The organism is Providencia rustigianii DSM 4541 (genome assembly GCF_000156395.1).
Taxonomy (GTDB): domain Bacteria; phylum Pseudomonadota; class Gammaproteobacteria; order Enterobacterales; family Enterobacteriaceae; genus Providencia; species Providencia rustigianii.
Genome location: NZ_GG703818.1, coordinates 320,017 through 338,181, shown reverse-complemented (window position 1 = coordinate 338,181; position 18,165 = coordinate 320,017). Strand labels below are relative to the sequence as shown.

17 protein-coding genes, 1 tRNA gene and 1 pseudogene are annotated in these 18,165 nt (G+C 42.2%); 7 read left to right on the top strand and 12 right to left on the bottom strand.

Annotation, left to right across the window (positions count from 1 at the left end):
* The first annotated feature begins 84 nt into the window (after nucleotides 1-84).
* The 7 genes and pseudogenes from PROVRUST_RS19735 (at nucleotide 85) to PROVRUST_RS06600 (ending at nucleotide 6,092) form a co-directional block, all read left to right on the top strand.
* A tRNA-Sec gene (locus PROVRUST_RS19735) sits at nucleotides 85-179 on the top strand.
* Nucleotides 180-415: 236 nt separating this feature from the next.
* On the top strand, nucleotides 416-1,450 hold the full coding sequence (locus tag PROVRUST_RS06625; RefSeq protein ID WP_006813976.1) for a virulence RhuM family protein: 1,035 nt from the start codon (nucleotides 416-418) through the stop codon (nucleotides 1,448-1,450).
* 1 nt (nucleotide 1,451) lies between these two features.
* Entirely contained in the window at nucleotides 1,452-2,231 is a 780-nt protein-coding gene (locus tag PROVRUST_RS06620; protein ID WP_006813975.1) for a hypothetical protein, read from the top strand.
* Nucleotides 2,232-2,385: 154 nt separating this feature from the next.
* On the top strand, nucleotides 2,386-2,610 hold the full coding sequence (locus tag PROVRUST_RS06615; protein ID WP_039854661.1) for a hypothetical protein: 225 nt from the start codon (nucleotides 2,386-2,388) through the stop codon (nucleotides 2,608-2,610).
* Nucleotides 2,611-3,604: 994 nt separating this feature from the next.
* Nucleotides 3,605-4,975 (top strand): hypothetical protein, encoded by a 1,371-nt coding sequence (locus PROVRUST_RS06610; protein ID WP_006813972.1) that lies wholly within the window; start codon nucleotides 3,605-3,607, stop codon nucleotides 4,973-4,975.
* A gap of 548 nt (nucleotides 4,976-5,523) precedes the next feature.
* A pseudogene (locus PROVRUST_RS06605) lies at nucleotides 5,524-5,715 on the top strand (hydroxyacid dehydrogenase); the annotation flags it as partial.
* A 20-nt stretch (nucleotides 5,716-5,735) separates the two neighbouring features.
* On the top strand, nucleotides 5,736-6,092 hold the full coding sequence (locus PROVRUST_RS06600; protein ID WP_148449423.1) for a DUF7079 family protein: 357 nt from the start codon (nucleotides 5,736-5,738) through the stop codon (nucleotides 6,090-6,092).
* Between the two features lie 340 nt (nucleotides 6,093-6,432).
* On the opposite strand, the gene PROVRUST_RS06595 is transcribed toward PROVRUST_RS06600, so the two are convergent.
* The 12 genes from PROVRUST_RS06595 to PROVRUST_RS06540 all read right to left on the bottom strand — a co-directional run bounded on the left by PROVRUST_RS06595 (nucleotide 6,433) and on the right by PROVRUST_RS06540 (nucleotide 17,392).
* Nucleotides 6,433-6,795, bottom strand: a complete 363-nt coding sequence (locus PROVRUST_RS06595; RefSeq protein WP_039854928.1) for a YibL family ribosome-associated protein — start codon at nucleotides 6,793-6,795, stop codon at nucleotides 6,433-6,435.
* A 100-nt stretch (nucleotides 6,796-6,895) separates the two neighbouring features.
* Nucleotides 6,896-8,017 (bottom strand): SPOR domain-containing protein, encoded by a 1,122-nt coding sequence (locus tag PROVRUST_RS06590; protein WP_112835839.1) that lies wholly within the window; start codon nucleotides 8,015-8,017, stop codon nucleotides 6,896-6,898.
* A 68-nt stretch (nucleotides 8,018-8,085) separates the two neighbouring features.
* On the bottom strand, nucleotides 8,086-9,201 hold the full coding sequence (locus tag PROVRUST_RS06585) for a hypothetical protein (protein ID WP_006813965.1): 1,116 nt from the start codon (nucleotides 9,199-9,201) through the stop codon (nucleotides 8,086-8,088).
* Between the two features lie 18 nt (nucleotides 9,202-9,219).
* Nucleotides 9,220-11,964, bottom strand: a complete 2,745-nt coding sequence (locus PROVRUST_RS06580) for a fimbria/pilus outer membrane usher protein (protein WP_006813964.1) — start codon at nucleotides 11,962-11,964, stop codon at nucleotides 9,220-9,222.
* 81 nt (nucleotides 11,965-12,045) lie between these two features.
* Nucleotides 12,046-12,843: a fimbrial biogenesis chaperone gene (locus PROVRUST_RS06575; protein ID WP_006813963.1), complete on the bottom strand. Its 798-nt coding sequence runs from the start codon at nucleotides 12,841-12,843 to the stop codon at nucleotides 12,046-12,048.
* A complete protein-coding gene (locus PROVRUST_RS06570) occupies nucleotides 12,830-13,597 on the bottom strand; it encodes a fimbrial biogenesis chaperone (protein WP_119246295.1) in 768 nt (255 codons plus the stop codon). The genes PROVRUST_RS06575 and PROVRUST_RS06570 overlap by 14 nt, the downstream gene beginning before the upstream one ends.
* 13 nt (nucleotides 13,598-13,610) lie before the next feature.
* A complete protein-coding gene (locus PROVRUST_RS20505; RefSeq protein ID WP_006813961.1) occupies nucleotides 13,611-14,189 on the bottom strand; it encodes a fimbrial protein in 579 nt (192 codons plus the stop codon).
* Nucleotides 14,190-14,210: 21 nt separating this feature from the next.
* Entirely contained in the window at nucleotides 14,211-14,792 is a 582-nt protein-coding gene (locus PROVRUST_RS20500) for a fimbrial protein (RefSeq protein ID WP_006813960.1), read from the bottom strand.
* Between the two features lie 22 nt (nucleotides 14,793-14,814).
* Nucleotides 14,815-15,366, bottom strand: a complete 552-nt coding sequence (locus tag PROVRUST_RS06555) for a fimbrial protein (protein WP_006813959.1) — start codon at nucleotides 15,364-15,366, stop codon at nucleotides 14,815-14,817.
* Nucleotides 15,350-16,075, bottom strand: coding sequence for a fimbrial biogenesis chaperone (locus tag PROVRUST_RS06550; RefSeq protein ID WP_006813958.1), 726 nt, complete (start codon nucleotides 16,073-16,075; stop codon nucleotides 15,350-15,352). The genes PROVRUST_RS06555 and PROVRUST_RS06550 overlap by 17 nt, the downstream gene beginning before the upstream one ends.
* A gap of 84 nt (nucleotides 16,076-16,159) precedes the next feature.
* Complete coding sequence (locus PROVRUST_RS06545; RefSeq protein ID WP_006813957.1) at nucleotides 16,160-16,702, bottom strand: hypothetical protein; 543 nt, start codon at nucleotides 16,700-16,702, stop codon at nucleotides 16,160-16,162.
* A 366-nt stretch (nucleotides 16,703-17,068) separates the two neighbouring features.
* Nucleotides 17,069-17,392, bottom strand: a complete 324-nt coding sequence (locus PROVRUST_RS06540) for a helix-turn-helix domain-containing protein (RefSeq protein WP_039854658.1) — start codon at nucleotides 17,390-17,392, stop codon at nucleotides 17,069-17,071.
* Nucleotides 17,393-18,165 lie beyond the last annotated feature (773 nt).

Sequence of the window (18,165 nt, the reverse complement as noted above, 5' to 3'; positions counted from 1 at the left end):
TTGTATCAAGAATTTGAATGGTTGTTCTTACAATACCTTGGAAAATAAATAATTCAGTTTATAATCGAACTCCTACCAAGTAGAGGAAGATCGTCGTCTCCGGTGAGGCGGCTGGATTTCAAATCCAGTTGGGGCTGCCAGCAGTCCCGGGCAGGTTCGACTCCTGTGATCTTCCGCCACGATTTGCTTCTTTCGTCATGTCTCAAAAACTTCTTGTTAATTAATCAATCCAATTCTCTATAGCTTGTCCTAATTTGTGAATGTTTGTTGGTATTTACTACCATTAAAAACCGCGTTTTTTCTGCTGCTAAGTGATGCGGAGAATATGGCTATTTTTGTCAGCCTTATCTTTTGTGGTGACATAGTATATTGTTGGTCATAATTTATTCTTAGCTCGTAAATTGGGGGCAATTTGATGAGTGAAAATCTTCCGGAAGCACCACAGGGTGAATTTGTTTTATTTCGTAGTGTTGATGGCCAAACTCGCGTCGAATGCCGCTTTGAATCCGATACGCTGTGGTTATCTCAGGCTGAAATTGCCAATCTTTATCAGGTAACACCTCAGGCAATAACTCAACATGTTAAAGCTGTTTACGAAGAGGGTGAGCTTGTACAAAATTCAACTTGTAAGTCTTTCTTACAAGTTCGACGAGAAGGTAATCGGCAGGTTAATCGCAACACACTGCATTACAACCTCTCAATGATCCTCGCGATTGGTTATCGCGTCCGTTCGGTTCGCGGTACACAATTTCGCCAGTGGGCAACACAAACTTTAGAACAGTATCTGATCAAAGGGTTTGTGATGGATGATGAGCGGCTGAAGAATCCGCCTATTGGTCAGTCTGTTGTGCCTGATTACTTTGATGAGATGCTCGAACGCATCCGTGATATTCGCGCCAGTGAGCGGCGGGTGTATTTACGAGTGAAAGAGATCTTCACTATGGCAGCGGATTATGAGCCTTCCAATAAAGAAACCACTCGTTTTTTTCAAACCATCCAAAACAAACTGCATTTTGCTTGTACGGGAATGACTGCCGCTGAACTTATTGCCAGTCGCGCAGATGCCAGTCAGCTGGATATGGGATTAACCAGCTATAACTCCGACGAAATTCGTAAAACCGATGTAATTATTGCAAAGAACTATCTACGTGAGAATGAGCTCAAAGAGTTAAACCGTATCGTCAATATGTGGCTCGACTTTGCAGAAGACCAAGCATTGCGCCGCAAGCAGGTTTTTTTACAGGATTGGGATACCAAGTTGGATCAGTTTTTAAGTTTCAATGACCGTGACGTATTACAAGGCGCTGGTGAAATTAGTAAGAAAGTGGCTGATGAAAAAGCCAAAGAGATATTTGATGTTTATGCTCAAAAACGTCGTCAATTAAAAGAGGCTGAAGGGGCAAGGGCGAATATTGCGGCGCTGAAAGATTTACTGAAAAAAGATAAGTAAAATGTATGGCGAAGGTCGCTACGCTCCTCGTTATTTTTTATATGCCCACTACAGGGGCATTAGTTCTCTTTTTGCCAAAATTAATCCTATGGGAAAGACTGAAATGATCAGATTCAAACCTACCGTAATTACTTTCGCAGCATTTCTCTTAAATGCATGTTCACTTGGCACAGCACCAAGCAATCCACCAGACCCAAATAAAATAAAAATAGCATGTGAACAACGCAATGGCACTGGAGTACTAATTGAGCTACGTATAACGCTTAATCGAGATATGTCATCTCTATCAACGGGATTTGAAGAATATAACCTTTATTCCTCTAGTGCTAAGGACTCAACATGGAAATTTAAAAAAGACTTAGCACATATCACCGTAAGGAAAGATAACGACAAATTTTTAATTGATTCAAGTCACGACGGATATGGATACACGTGCACACTCCCAAAAAATGAAACAACTAATTCAATCTCTGCGAGAGATTACAAATCAGAAAATGCGCTCAAGGATGAGAAAATAGTCAAAGAATACGAAGATGAAAGAAGAAAATTAGAGATAAAAAACAAACCAATAATGGATAGAGCGAAAAAGCAATGCTCGATGTATCTGAGTGATTTAAAAACAAAATATACTTTCAACAACGCAAAGATAACTCATGTATCTTCAGGCGGTTCTCAAGGGATTACAGTGTGTGTAATTATGGCGGAGGACCCTATTTACAAATACTATCACACAATAATTGTTACCGGCAGAGGCCAAAACTACGAATACAGAATCAATTGATGCGCACATCAATAAAAATGGATATCAAAAAAACATAATGAAAAAACTAATAGCAACCATATCATTAATATACTCTCTTTCTTCATATGCATATGGATTTGAAATTCCTTGTAGGCTAGTTGGAGATGATGGGAAGCCAAACGGAAAAATATCCATGGTCATCCCATACAAAGACCGAGCGGAAATCATCACGCCGAACAATACTCGAATTGTTGTTCCTTACTACGGAGATGCTGATGGCGCGGGATGGGAATATCAGAATGAGAGATGGGTTGTGCTCATCGGGAAATCATCCGAATCAAGGATCAGCGTAATGGCTGCTGGCTCTAAAAATGACTTCATATGTGGGGGGTTCTTAGATTTACCAGAAATTTTCTAGCCGACCGTGAGACGTTGGCAGGGTGTCGGAGTGCAGGCATGATAAAATATCTTATGGGGAGTGAAACAGCCCATACTCGGAGACTTGTTGCCTTTGAATTTACGCACCGTTTCTGATCGAAGTAAAGAAACGCCTAAGTGCACATTTGCATTATATTAGTTTTATAAAAATTACCGGATGGCAGGGTTACAAAGATGTGTAATGCAGAAATAGAGTGACCATGCATCATGTTATCTCCAAGAACTAGTCTAAAAACTAGTATTAAGATTATCACTAATTTAAGTGATACCAACTGTCTGGAGATCTAAGGGGCCAGTCTAATTACGTCTCCTAACTCATTCACTTACTACGTTCAGATGAGTCTGCGGCTTTATCAGGCTCCAGATGTACCAGAGCCCCATGACAGCGTCATGAGGCTCTGGTACTCTAAATCTTGTGCATACATTGCTAAGATTCCGATTCGCACTCCAATTTTAGCAATGGGAAGCTCGCTTGTCACGACTTCCTTAAAACCATTCAACGACATTAACACTCTATGCACCACTTGATTGACTCGGACTTAGCCCGGTCTCCGAAATGATAAACAGGCAAATTGTGGTAGTAAAACGTACCGGAACACGAAATTCCGGCTCTGCCTCCGAATCACGCTGCGGTATCGAAAGATTACAGTGCGTACCTGATAAGAGCACCAATCAACGGACTAGGGATTTTTTGGATTGCACCGTCGAAAGAAGCCCAACCTAACCAGACTTAGCTAAATTAGCCAGCTAAGAAACCATGACCCAATAGCTGATCGTGGAGAAAAGCAAAGACAAACAATAGATAAAGAAATGCCGAATAGTTTTTGTGGTTCTATGTTTTAAATGATTGTTGTTTTAGCTGAACTAATCTTAGACAGGCAGATAGACATCCAAAAGTGGACACTGTTAACTTCTTACCAAATTAGTCGAGAGGCAAGCAGGTCACGCTAATTAATTTCATAAGGTGGGATTGCGTGGATATTCAATCAATCAAAGAATCAAGATTTAATGCTCTTGCGGCTTATGCGAGGAATCCAGATGTTAAGCTTATTAGCGAAGAGGTTAGTTGGTATCAAACAGATGATCTATGCATTGTGGCCTGTATGATATTTGATAGTATTGATGGTGAATATGCAGGAAATATAATGGCAAGAGATGAAGCGGAAAGGTATCGTCATGTAGCTCTGACAAGCTTTTTCTCTGATATTGAGCTTGCAAAGGTCGCTTTATTCAGAAGAATTGAAGAATGTCACTCGAATATTGATAGTATTCGCTTACAGTATCAGGATGAAGTTAATCCCCCAACTCCAGTTGACTTCTTTACACCGTTGAGAGGGACGAAAGATAGACTAGACCCTTTATTTGATGAGTTGATTAACAACCCAATGCATTTGTCCGCAAAAAATATTATTGAGCCAATGATGCGATGGCACGAGGATGCCGATGGAAATTTTATCGAGCAGTTTCAAACCACCGGCTTTAAGCAGCGGATTTGGGAGTTGTATTTATTTGCTATGCTCATCGAGAATGATGTAATAATTGAGCCAAGAGAGGCTATTCCTGATTTTATATGTGATAGTTTCTATAGTCGTTTTTGTGTAGAAGCAACCACTGTAAACCCAACAGTGACACGAGGCGTAGTCGAATCCATTCCAGTGTCATCTTCCCTAGCAGAATTAGAAAATATTCAGCGTAACTATTACCCAATCAAGTTCGGTAGCGCTTTATTTTCCAAACTGAGAAAGGAGTACTGGTTAAAGGAAGCATGTGTTGGAAAACCTTTGGTTTTTGCAATTACTGATTGCTTAAGTCCTGAATCAGGAAAAATTTCTAAAGTCTCATTGGCATATTATCTATATGGTTATATTCATGAATGGCAGCATGATGAGAACGGTCAATTACAAATACTACCACGACGAATTGACGAACATAGATGGGGTGATAAAGTTATACCTTCTGGCTTTTTCAATCTGGAGAACTCTGAACATATAAGTGCTGTTATATTTTCAAACGATGCGTCATTTGGTAAATTTAATAGAATGGGATTAATTAATAGTTTTGCTCCCGAGGGAACTCAGATGAGGCGGGTCGGAACACAGTATGATCTAGATCCTAATGCCACAAAGCCGTTGCAGTTTGATTTAAACGTTAATGATGAAAGTTATCAGGAGTTATGGATTGAAGGGTTAGATGTTTATCACAATCCTAACGCACTTATTCCTTTATCACCTTCAATTTTCAAAAATGCAGCTCATTACTATTTGTTGCCTGATGGAAATGTAAGGTCTAATTTTCCAGCATTTCAGCCGCAAGGGTCTATCACTCGGATAAGTCTCCCTGAATAATCTTGTTTGGGCTGGGGACAGATGCTGAACTATAAGCAAAGTAATACTAGAATTACTACTAATCTGGTTTATCGACCAGCAAGCTTGTTGATTAACTAGCACCAGCATATTTGTTTTGGTCTTACTCTTCCAAAGATAACGTGAGCTTGAGCTAATGGATAATTAGTACATAATAAAAGAAATTTTCCATCTCCCATCCCCCTCAAAAACCAATCTGGGGGCATTAATGGGGGCACTGCTATTTATCCATCTCAATAAACTCATTTAATATCAACACTATTACTCACCAAATGCGACTCCTGTGATCGCCACGATTTGCTTCTTTCGTCACGTCTCAAAAACTTCTTGTTAATTAATCAATCCAATTCTCTAGAGCTTGTCCTAATTTGCGGATGTTTGTTGGTATTTACGACCATCACAAATAGCGTTTTTTTTTGCCGCTAAGTGATGCGGAGAATATGGCTATTTTTGTCAGCCTTATCTTTTGTGGTGACATAGTATATTGTTGGTCATAATTTATTCTTAGCTCGTAAATTGGGGGCAATTTGATGAGTGAAAATCTTCCGGAAGCACCACAGGGTGAATTTGTTTTATTTCGTAGTGTTGATGGTCAAACTCGCGTCGAATGCCGCTTTGAATCCGATACGCTGTGGTTATCTCAATCCTGGATTTGTGAGCTTTACGGTAAAGCTAAAGCCACGATTAGTGAGCATATCAGCAATATTTTTACTGAAAACAAGTAAGCAAAAGAAGTGATGTGGTGAATACAAGTCAACTGTTTACAGACAAAGACCTCTGTGCGGCATTATCCGACATATTTGTGGACAATCGGGTGGATTATCAATATATCGCCTCAGTCGCAAAACATTTTCCCGTTGAGTATGTTCAAGTCATGCTGTGTCGGTATGTTGCTCCTATTTGTTACTGTAATCTGTTATCTCCTGTACCTTCGGTATGGACTTATTTTGATGCGGATGAATTATGGGAAGATATTGGTATATTGAAAAATAAAGAGCAAAGCATATTTGGTAAATTTAAAAGAGATCTCTGTACGTTATATTTCAAAAATAGACTTAAGCCAGAGTGGCAAGAATTAATGTGTTTTTTGCAAGATTAGCTGATTTCTCTCTATAAAAGTTGGTATTTACTACCATTAAAAACCACGTTTTTTCTGTTGCTAAGTGATGCGGAGAATATAGTCGAATGCCGCTTTGAATACGAAACGTTGTGGTTGTCTCAAACCATGATTTGTGAACTTTAGGGTAAAGCCACGCTCAGCGAGCATATTAGTCAGGTATTTACTGAGGGGGTTAGTTGAAGATTCGGTTTTACCAAACAACTGCGGACACAGCAAATATTGGGGCTAATGACTGACAGTTCATAATAACGCAAAGGAGATTAAGAACCTGCCAGTATTAGTCGGTCATGATAAATTTTTAGTTAGGTTGATTTTCTAACTAGAAATCAGTTTTAGAAAAACCTGTCATAGCATCCAGCTCCATTTCGCGACCTAATGCCGTCATGGGGTGGACAATAACGAGGCCTCGTACGGATTTCTTCAGCTTGCCCATATCCGCTTGCTCTTTCTTCGTGATCGGGCGCTTGAATGGCATATCCATCAACTTTTGTGCTTCTTTGCTGAGCTTCTTGTTACGAGTTTCCTTCACGCGAGCGATCTCAACTTCCAGCGTCGCTTTTTCTTTCTCAAGTTCGGCGTATTTTTCTGCTTCGTTCGTCAGCTGCATACTTGCCATCTGGTGACGAACAAGGTCTAAGCGGTCGCTAAGCGTTTTGATTTGTGTTTTTTCAGTTTCTTTCATCATTATTTAACCGTGAATAAATTTCCTGCCGGCAAGTATACATCATTCTGGATTAGAGGGGGAAAGGGATACGATTTTGAAGCGATCCCATAAAATAGGTTTAGTGTAATTCAGATTGAACGTGTTTTAGGCTACGGGCCCAAGGTTTATCTTTTTGTAGACCCCGCGGCAGTGCTATTAAGGCCTGTTTGGCTGCACTCATCGTTGGATACTCTCCATACACCAAAACATACCATTGTTGACCATTTCTGATGGCCTCATACACCAAATAATTGCTCAATTTATGTCGACGAGCGCGGTCATAAAGCCCTTCAGCACTGCCCGCACTGCCTAATTGTAATGTGTAATGGCGAGGAGCAGCAGAGCGAATATCGCCGCCTAAATTAGTATGTACAGAGGCGTTTTTCGTTGCTGGGATCGTCTCTTCTATGGGTTTGCTAGGCATGTCGATTGACATCGATTCTACCCGTTCAGTTTTACCTTTTTGTTCTGACGGTGGTAATACAAGGGGAATGATCACTTCAGTCGGTTCGTCAGAAACGGTTTTGTTCTCTGCTGGTATAGTTTGTTGCTGAGTATGAGCTTTATGTGCAGCGGCTAGCATCAGGCGTTCACGGTGCTCGGCAATAGGTTGCCATATTTTAGTCAGCGCATTTTGCAGTCGACGCAATGTGGTATAAATCCGGTGCGGTTGGCGGTTTTTTAAAGCTTCCAGTAGCGCATGATTTTCCTCGGCGGAAAGTTCGATAGCGTTAACTTGCAGTTCTGCTTGAGCGGGCTTGGTAATAGGTAAACTGATTAAGTTGTATGAATATTGTTGGCAACGTTGTTCATCAACGACTTTTGTTGTGATAACGATATCTTCCTGAATGTCATTCAAGGCTTGTTGCGCTCTTTCACGCACTTCATTATTCGCGTCGATGGCTTTTTCCAGCCACCACGTTGCACAGACTGAGTTTTGAGGGCCGCCTTCACCAGTGAAAAACAGAATTCCCAAATGGTATTGACCGAGAGGGTAACCCTGCAATGCGGATTGCTGAATATAGTAACGCCCTTTGGCGAGATCGATAGGCACGCCATCTCCATTGATGGATTGCACGCCGAGGTCGTGAATTTGCTCTAAGGATGTTGGCGATGTGACTGAAAGTGCAGGGCGGCACAATAGAAGCGAAATTCCCATTAGTAATAATAGGAAAGACCAGTGGTGGTGAGTAAATATCATGAGATTCTTATCTTTGGATTATAAAAACTTAGTGGTTTGTTGTTAAAACCACTAAGCAGCTAGGCAGGTTATTCCCAATCAATGGTGACGGTGGCGGTGGCAGAAGCGGCGCCAGATTTAAAACCTTCTCCAAGCGCACAGAGGCTAAAACGGTAAGGCACTTGGTGTGAACCGGTAGTGAGCACGCCTAAATCAACTTCATTTGATGGTGGGGTCAGGCCGCCAGAACCAAAATGGGTCCCAGATATATTACAGGGAGAAGTTATTGATTTAATTGAGGCTCGTACAGTTGCAGGAGCAACCTCACCAGTGGCATCCATCGTCATTTTTAAGTCGTTCGAGTATGTTTGAAGTGTTCCCGTAAGTGTTAATTTAGCGGGAGTAACAACGTTATTATTACCAGTACAATTTATGGAAAAATTGCCATCAACCACCCCTAAAACATCCTTACGATTCCCCCCTGGTGTACCAGAGGTATTACCTTCCCAATCCCAAACATTGACCTTGCCGAAATCAATCGTAGGTGGTGTAGAAATAGAGCAAGATAACGGCGTTTTTACTGTAATATATCCTGCTGAGGAAAGGGGGATCCCTGTTTCCATGTATAGGCCAGCATAAAAAGCAGGGATGCTATACTTCCCTGACTGTGCATTAGGCCCCACATAAATAGCCACCGTCCCATTAAAAGAGAGACTTCTTCCTGCCCCCATCGGGTTAGGAAAACTATTATAAGATGTCCCTGTAACACAATATGTAAATGGAGACTTTTGGATCACTGCGCTACCGGTAGCAGTCGTCTTTCCATAAGAATTAAACGTGGCTCCACCATTTTGCCCTCCTCCTCCAGAGGTATTGGCTGTAGCATCCTTTACAATAAAAAGGATGTCTTCAGCAATCTTTAATCCCGTATATTTACCATCTGAGGATGTATATGTTGTACTTGCACTATTAAAAACCGTATTATTATCTGTACTACGAATATTAAAGGCAAAACAGCTTTGATCCATCAAAGTTTGGTACCCCCAACCTGTTGCTGAACGATATGTATCATTAACAGCATCGCTCCATACTAAACCATCGCCTATATCATATTCACCAGAAGGTCCGCTAAGAGATAAAGCGTGAGGCTGACCTAGCAAAAAGAAACAAATACTCCCAATCAATTTATAAAAATAATATTTCATATTTTATTAATCCTTTTATTACCCAAAGTTTGTCCATTGTGAAAATGGAGATTTTTCTTCATTCGCTAGGTCATCTAATGTCTGTATCTCTGAAGCAAAGCTAACGGGTTCTTTCGCAGGTAACACCACTTCAGCTCTACTTTCAGTACCGCAGGTATAGGTCACTTGACGAATTGGCATGTCTGCAGAGATGTCAACATAGCGCAAATCAAAACTCACCTGACATTGTTGTGCGGCAGCTTCCCCCCATTTCACCAACAATTCCCCCGTTTCGGGTAATCCCGTGAGGTACACCTGCCCTGCATCCCCGACAATGCTGCTAATATTTTCAGCGCTGTTATCGGACGTTAAGGTGGCAATCGCCCCAAATGGCACATATTTGGCACCTTGTTTTAAGGTCATTAACACTTGGTAGCCGATACGGGTACGAAAATTCGCTTTCACCACCGCGCCTTTGGTTGGGTAAACGTTGGTATTGGATTGCGGTAAATCGACGTTTTCAGGTAGCGTACTTGGGTCTAAGCCAATGCTGTTTTTGTTATAGTCGGACAGATAAGGCGCCACAGCATAGCCTCGCCAATCGGTCACGGCAGTTCCGCCATTAACACTGACACCCTCGGCACCCGGCGCACTGATCAGCGCGACAGAATCCCCCATGGAGCGGCTTAAGGTTAGCCCCTCGGAATGCAGCAAAGCACCACCGCTGGCGTTCATATTGATTGACTGGGAATTATTGCTATAGCTATAACCTGCACTGACGCTGCCTTTGTTGCCTTGATAGCCGGCATTCAGGTTGGTGTTCGCAATTTGCCCTTTATTTCCCCAGCTTTGTGACGCGCCATAAGACAGCTTGCCATCCATCATGTTGCCGCTGAGACCGCTATTATTTTGTGTGCGACCATTTTGGTCTTGGCTCATGGAATAGGTGGCATAAATCGACTGTAAATCACGGTTTTGGGTAAACACACTAAACGGCACGCTTAAGTTAAAGGAGAGCTGGCGGTTTTCCGGCCAGTTATTGTGGCTGTCTTTTACGCGGTCGATATTGTAATTCACACCATAACTGATCCCTTTAAAGCTGTTGCTGTAGCCCATGGATAAGCCTGTTAAGGTTCGGCTGCTACCCCAGTAATCATCACGATTAGCGCGAAAATGCAGTGAGCCATACTGTTGCATCTGTTGGCTGAGTTGGGTTTGGAAGCTGCTACGACGACGCTGCAAAGTCCATGGGCTGAGACCATCCTCAAGGCGATAACCTTGGCTGTTAAATTCACTGAAATTATAGAAATGCTCCGTGGAGTAACGTAATGCGGTTAAATCCACCGACGTGCCTGTTGCCATTAAGCTTTTTGAGTAACGGATACGGTAGGATTGCCCAGTTTTTCGCTCACTGGAGCTGGCAACTTGGTTAGAGTAAGTAAATTTTGCGGATGAGTGAGTGACGTCAGTGGAGACGGCACCGAAGTCCCCTAAAGAGACCCCAGCTCCTGCACTCAGTGATTGATAATCTTTTGCCAGCAAAGCACCGCCATACACCGTGACATCGTTATGCAGTCCATAAACGGCGGTACCGAGAATAAAGTCAGAGCGACGGGAGCTCGTGGTTAAGCCGCCATCATAACGACCAGAGGCAATTTCATATTTCCAACCTCCCGGGCGTAACATAACGGGAAGGGATGAATAAGGCACCACAAACTGGCGTTCTGAACCATCAGCTTCCGTGACCGTGACGTCGTAATCTCCAGATAACCCCGCTTGCTGGATATCATTGATATAAAAGGGTCCCGGTGCCACATAGGCCTCATACACGATATTGCCATTTTGGCGAATAGTGACGCGGGCATTACTGTTGGCAACGCCACTAATTGCTGGAGCATAGCCGCGTAATTGGCTTGGCAACATCTGCTCGTTGGAGGTCAGCTGCACGCCCTTAAAGGGAACGCCATCAAACACATCACTGCCCGTACTGCTTTCACCGACTAACAATGTTGAGCGCAATGCACGAATATCCCGTGATAGCGTGGTATTTGAAAAGTAGGTTTGGGTATTGGTTGTGGCGGATTGATTACCGCTCCCACTGTATTCGAAACGAGAGTGTGTGAGGTTACTGCGTAGACGCCACGGTCCCGCATTAGCGCCCAATCGTGCGGAAGCAAATACGTTAGTATTTTGATTTTTTTTGCCGTGATCATAACGGCTCGTTGTGCGACCTGCGCTGATGTTATAGTTTGCCATTAATGCGGGAATACCATCATCCCACAATGAAGGATCTGCATTACGATTGACTTGAGATTGCATCGCCACTTGCGGCACGCTGATGTTTAATCGCAAGCGTGATAAATCTAATCGCGTTGTTGCTTGCGGGATCAATGCCCCGAGATCTGAAATAAATTCGTCATTGGGTAAGTCTTTCAGTACGGGAATTTGCGGCACATTGACACCAAAAGTGTCGAGCTGTGCAGGGGTTAATTCAGGCGCAATCTCACCTTGGGCATTTTTGATAAAATTGAGTGTGAATTGCCCCACATCTTGTTGGTTAACAAAAACGGAAACGGTGTATTCCCCTTCGGCAACGCCACCGGCTTGTGAGAAGGCGGATAAATCCACGTTTGTGTTTTCACCAACCACCCCTAAAAAACTGGGGTCAAAGTAATCTTCTGCTTGTGTTGGGGCTATTGCAAATAGCAATAAACACGCCAGCGGGTGATAACGGAAAAAGGGAATTTTTGGCTGATGTCCCGCAATTTTATGGGCTTTCTTCATGGTCTTCCTTTATCTTGCGAATGCAAGAACCCCCCCGTTGCTTATGAGCATCGGGTGAATTTGTTTATCTGTATAGTGCGGTTACATTGCTGAGAGTTGGCGTGTTCTCATTTGGTTGGTTCCGCCATCGTCTTCCATTAACTGCCAATGAATGTCGTTTGCGACATGGCTGGCATCAAGGGGCCATTGCGCCTCACCAAAGGGGGGAACCATGCGTGAGGGACTTAAATTCAGGGCGTTTTTCCCCACAGACAGTGACGCTAACGTGACATAAAAAGGCGTCGGGTTTTTCAGCGTTAGCGTATTTTTCGTGCGCTGAAATTGCAGCTGTTCGGCGATATTATCGAGATTATGTTCCGGTAATCCCGCAGGGCGATAAAACAGCTTCAAGTTATTTTGTACCGCAAGGATCATTTGCGCGCCTTCAGCTGCATCTTTTGATTGTGCGGGGATCGCAGTCAGTGACAACTGCGCAATCGACTCTTTATCTTGCGTTAATAAATTATGCTTTTGAAGAATACGCAATGTGAGCGTTTCGCCCGGTTCGAAGCGTTGTAACGGCGGTAATGCAATAAATGCCGTCAGGTTTGCATCTGCTGTATCGCCCGTAGTTTTGCTTGATGAACTCCCTTCCCACGGTAATAGGCGCGCCTGTAATAAATAGGGTATCGCGGTATTATTGGTGAGCGTGTACGTCACCCCATTTTTGGCATCATGGGGGTAAATCACACGGGTTGAATGCAGCGTTAGCCCATTGATTTGGTCTTGTAGGTTATTTGCCCATGCAGGCTGGGTAAAAAGTGCAGTCAATAGGGCGACTCCGCTAACCAGGCGATATAACACAGGCTTTTTAATCTTCAATAAATTAATGTTGTTCATCGCGAGTAGCTCCTGATTGAATATTCCCCTGATAGGCAGTGCTCATATCCCCATAATCGGTGATGACTCTCCACTCTGCGTGTGTGGCACCGCCTTTTACGGGGTAAGTTTGTGTGGAGAAGGGCGCGATCATAGGGCCCAGTTCTCGTACATCAATGGGGTGCTGATTGACACTCAACTGCGCTAACGTGATGTAATAAGGCGTTGGGTTGCTGACTTCGAGCTGTTGACCTTGATGGCGAAAAGTCAGTTGGCTTGAGGCAGTTTCGATGCTCATGGGTAACCCTTTCGGGCGATAAAATAGTTTGATAACGTTGCGGATCCCCACAGAAACTTGAGCGCTAGTCATCTCGCCTTCGGGGGCGTTAGCTTTTGTGGTGGCGGGGATCGCTAATAAACTTAAATAAAATACGGATTCTCGGTCCGTAGGTAGCTCCGCGGTACCATTACGAACAATGAGCAGCGTGTTTTGGCTCTCTTTTTCTAAGCGGAACATCGGTGGTGTCGCAATAAATGGTGGCGCGGGTTTGTGTGCATTTCCCTCGGGGGTATTGATGACATCGGCTTTGATTAAGTAAACCTGTGGGCTGCTATTTTTGATGGCAATTTTGGCATTTGGGTTTGCTGCATCGAATATGACGCGAGTTTGGGCTAAACGCAGTCCGCCTTCTGCTGCGAAAGATAGCGCCGAAAAATTGCTGCATATCAATAAAATAATTAGAGCGCGATAGTCAGAGAAACGATTTGAAAACATACTTATTACCCAATTAGTCATATAAGAAGCTAAACGTGACGGTTGCGGTGAGTTCACCATTTTGCAAATTGTCACTGGCCGTGCAGGTGCCGCAGGCAAGCACGGCAGTAAAATCAAGTGAGCTATTTAATCTCTCCACATTGCTGGTTCCACCCGATGGCCATGTCTTGATGGTAATGACCTCATTGCCGGATTTCGCAGTATTGTCATTGGCATTAAAAAGCGTATTTCCGGGGGTGGATAGCCTAACGCCATAGCCTTTTGTGGTACTGGATGCATCGGCATAGAGCCGTTCATTGTTATCTGCGGCGAACGTATTTCCTTTGACCGCAATTCTGGGTGTTAAAAAATAGCCTTGGCACCCTGTGAGGGTTAACGTGAATTGGCTACTTTGCTTATTGTTTGGGAGCTCATCGTAGGGCAGTGGCGCACCATTGTTGTACGTGACGGTATTTGGTACTGTCACATCGCAGCTACCGCCATAAAAAAAAGCTGAAAATGAGACGGTCGTTGAGGCACTTCCTGCCTGTAATTCACCGGCTGGTAATAGCAACCCTACAATCACGCTAAAGAAAGAAAGTTTTCGTATCATTGTTATTAACAGCCTTCAAAATCAGTTATAGAAAAAATTAAATGTTAATGAGGCGGTCAGTTCACCACCTTGTAAGTCATTGGCGGTGCATGTTCCACAGCTTACCGCCGCCTTCAGTGGGATTTTTCCATCCAATGTGTTGGCAAAGGTCTTAGACCATTCTTTGGTGGCTAGCGCCGTGATTTTTTTATCGGTAGCGAGGTTGTCATTAGCAGTAAAATTAGTATTACCTTCTGTGGATAATAAAATGCCATAACCTGTACTGGTGCTGCCTGTACTGACAAAAAGGTCTTTTCCTGAGGTGCTATCAGAGTCCCCTTCGATAGTTATCGAGGGGGTCAATCCGTAACCTTTACAGCCAAGGATAGTGATATCAAAGGGCTCGCTAATATCGCTGGTCGTTGTGATTTCTTCTGCGGGAATCAGATCCCCATTACGGATTGATACGGTAGATGGCGCCGTAATTTGGCAGCCACCACCGACAATGCTGGCACTGATTTTGGTGGTTGCCGTGGTTGCCGCCATTGCGGATTGCCCCATGCTTGCCGCATACAATGCGGTGGGAATGAGCAGGGAATAGAGTGACTTTTTAGTCAGTGTCATGATGAGTTCCTATTTTTAGGTATTACTGAAAAATAAGGTTAAACGTCAACGAAGCTGAGAACTCACCGGGGATAGCCTCCCCATCCACGGGCCCCACTAAACCCACGAGAAAAGTCTCTTCAGTTTGGTGATAGTTCTCTTTGGTCAGTGGTGTTAAGGCAATTTGTTCACCGCGTTTAAAGGCTTTGCTTGTGTCATAAAAATCACTCAAGGAGAGCGGCGTGCCGTCGCTGAGGCGTAACATAAACCCTGTGCTGTTTGGGGTTCCATCCAAGAAAATGGTGCTTTCGTTATAGGGGGTATTTCCCTGTAACGTAATTTTTGGGGTGAGATTTCCCGTTTTATCCACACAGATAAATTGTGCTTTCAATGGCTTAATTTGATGCGTGGTAACCGCGCCTTGAAAATCGGATGTACGCATCGGTGTAAATTGCAATGAATTGGGGATGCGAATTTCACACCCGACATCATCGGTGATTACTGCTTTAATCTCGGTATTTTCTGCCAGTGCCACGTGCCAGCTGTTAAGTAACATGGCAAAAAAAACAATGAGTAATTTATTGAATTTGCGCATGAAACTGGTCCTTTCCGCCATAGTCATTAATGGCTTTCCATTCAACAGTGCCTTGTCGTTGAACGTGGGAATAGGTGATGCTGCCAAAAGGCGCAATCATGTTATTTCCTTTTGTTGTGCTCAAAGGAACGGATTTATTGGCAATTTTTACGCTGTCTAATGTGATGTAGTACGGGGAAGGATTGGACACTTGAACCCCATTATTCACACTTGAAAATTTCAGCGATTTCATGGCTTGTTGCTGAGTCATGCCTAAATGATTCGGGCGATAAAACAGCTTGATGACATTTCCCGTCGAAACTTGTACGGCGCCATCAATATTATTTTGTGGTGTATTCAGCCCTTTTTCGCTGGTCGGCATCGCGACGGTACGAAAATAAAAAACAGATTCTTTATCTTGCGGGAGCACCACGTTTTTTTTCATTATGCGAACTTGATTGGTCGAACCTGACTCTAATCGGAATAACGAAGGAGTCACCACAAAGGGAGTCTCACCATTGTCACCATAGGGGGTTCGCAAAATTTGTGCTTTGACTAAATAAGGCGTGAGTGATTGACTCGAGCTGGTGATCCCCACACTTTTTCCGGTGGTGTTATCACTTTCTGAAAAGATAATTCGAGTGGTATCGATAGCGATCCCTGCTATCGATGAACCAGATAGCAATAGCAAGCCAGCGCAGATCCCTTGTATAAATCGGTTGTTTCGCATTTGTCTATCCTCATAGTCTTTGTGGCAGAATGTAGGTAAGACGGCGCCCGCCTTACCTCAGTCTACTGAGTTAATTAAATCGAATTAGTCAACGATATAAGCAACTAAGATGGGTGCACTGTAGGAACCTGCATCAGGTGAATCTGTTGTCGTTGCCATACCGACTTTGAAGGTATATTGAGCGTCAGTATTTTCTGCACCAACACCAAATGCGATTTTTTCGCCATTAGTGACGGTGGCATTAGCTTCGTTTTTAATCATAAAACCAACGGTTTTCGAATCGTCAGAAACAAAGAGGTTATGTTCGTTGTTACCCACTGAAGTAATACCTTGAATGATCAGGTTGCCGTTTTCACCCTTGGTACAACCGACTAAAGTAACCGGCATATCAACGGGTGTAGAGGACATTGCATTGACAGCAGCAAAGTCTGAATCTGATTCACCCACTGAGGTTTTTAAAACACCTACGTTTAAGACTGATTTACCGCCATTGATAGTGACATCACAAGTTGTGTTGGTCAGGATCCCTTGCAAAGTCACTTCTGCAGAAGGTGCAGCCATTGCGTTTAAACTTACACAGGAAGCGCCAGCGAATAATGTTGTTAACGCTAATTTTTTAAAAGCCATATTGAAATTCCTTTATATATAAAAAATAAAAAACGAAATAAAACGTACTTCAAGAAACCAGTGAAGGTGGCGATACATTTACCCACATTCACAGCAAAAACAGACGCGCTCATTGAGCTAAAAGCAAGCGTGTCTACAATGATTTTTGTATTAATCTAATTTGACTTAATTAATTAAAAAAATAGATAGCTTTAAATAAAGCCATATTAAAAATATTTATTGAAATAAATAGAAAATATCCATGAGAAATGGATTTTTAATTTAATGGTTTTTATGGATTAATAATATTAATCTTAATTAATAAGTTGGTTTAATTTAAATAAAGTTAAATTTAACGCTAATATAGTGTTATTAATCCACTGTGATTTATTTTGAAATTAGAGCACCATGTTGCTCAAATAATAAATTAAACTCACCGTAAAGCTCAGGTTCCTTAGTTTCTATACGTTCAGAAACAAAGAAGAAGAATGTTTCTAAAGATACACCCAAGTAATGAAGCAAAATACATAAAGTAGATAACGTTATTTCACAGATACCATTTTCATAGCGTGAAATCTGTTGTTGGGAAACTCCAATGAGTGAACCTAATTGTCTACCTGATAATAATCTTTTCCTTCTTAAGCTTGCAATTTCATCTGCGATAGCTTGAGAAAATGATTCTGTAATTCTCTCTATTTTTTTCAAACTCATCATAAACCTTACATAAGAATCAATTTCAAAACATATTAAACAAATGCGTAAGCACGAATCTGTTTTTATTTTTAAACAATATATGAGTAAAAACAATAGTAGGAAATTTATGAGTTTGTTCATTTAAAGCATGATTTACATATTACTAACACGCTAGCTTTGTTAAATTAAATAAATAACAAAAGGTTGCGATATCCTTACTCGTAATGTGCTTAAAATTGGTAGTGATAAACTTCATTTTTTGTCACTTTAAGAGTCGAATACAGAATTAAGTATTAAAAATAACATTTATTAACACTTACATTTTGAAATCTTGATGTTAAAAGGGTGCCCTCTAATTGAAGTTAAAAAAAACAATAAAATTCAATCATCTATGCTTTATTTTATAGATACATGCTTAGTAACAATTATGAATTTAAAATCGAAGGTATAAAAAAATATGTCGAAATGTGACTTTTATGACATTAAACAACATTTAATTTGACTTAGGGGGTGATTGATTGTGATGTAAATCACATTTGATTGGATTAAAAATAACACAATGGCTTTAAGACTGTTGTTTCATTTATGGTATTGAAACAAATTTAAGTGGGGGAGGCTGGTCAAAATGAGGAATTTAGTGGTATAGCCTTCAATATCAGTCTGAAAGCTAGGATAAGGGCGCTATAACTTACACTGCTCAGTTTGTATCAAACCATTATTCCCAAAAATGACATTTATATGCCTAGCATTTCAAAAAAAAGCAGCCTCGATGTGTTATCAAGACCGCTTTA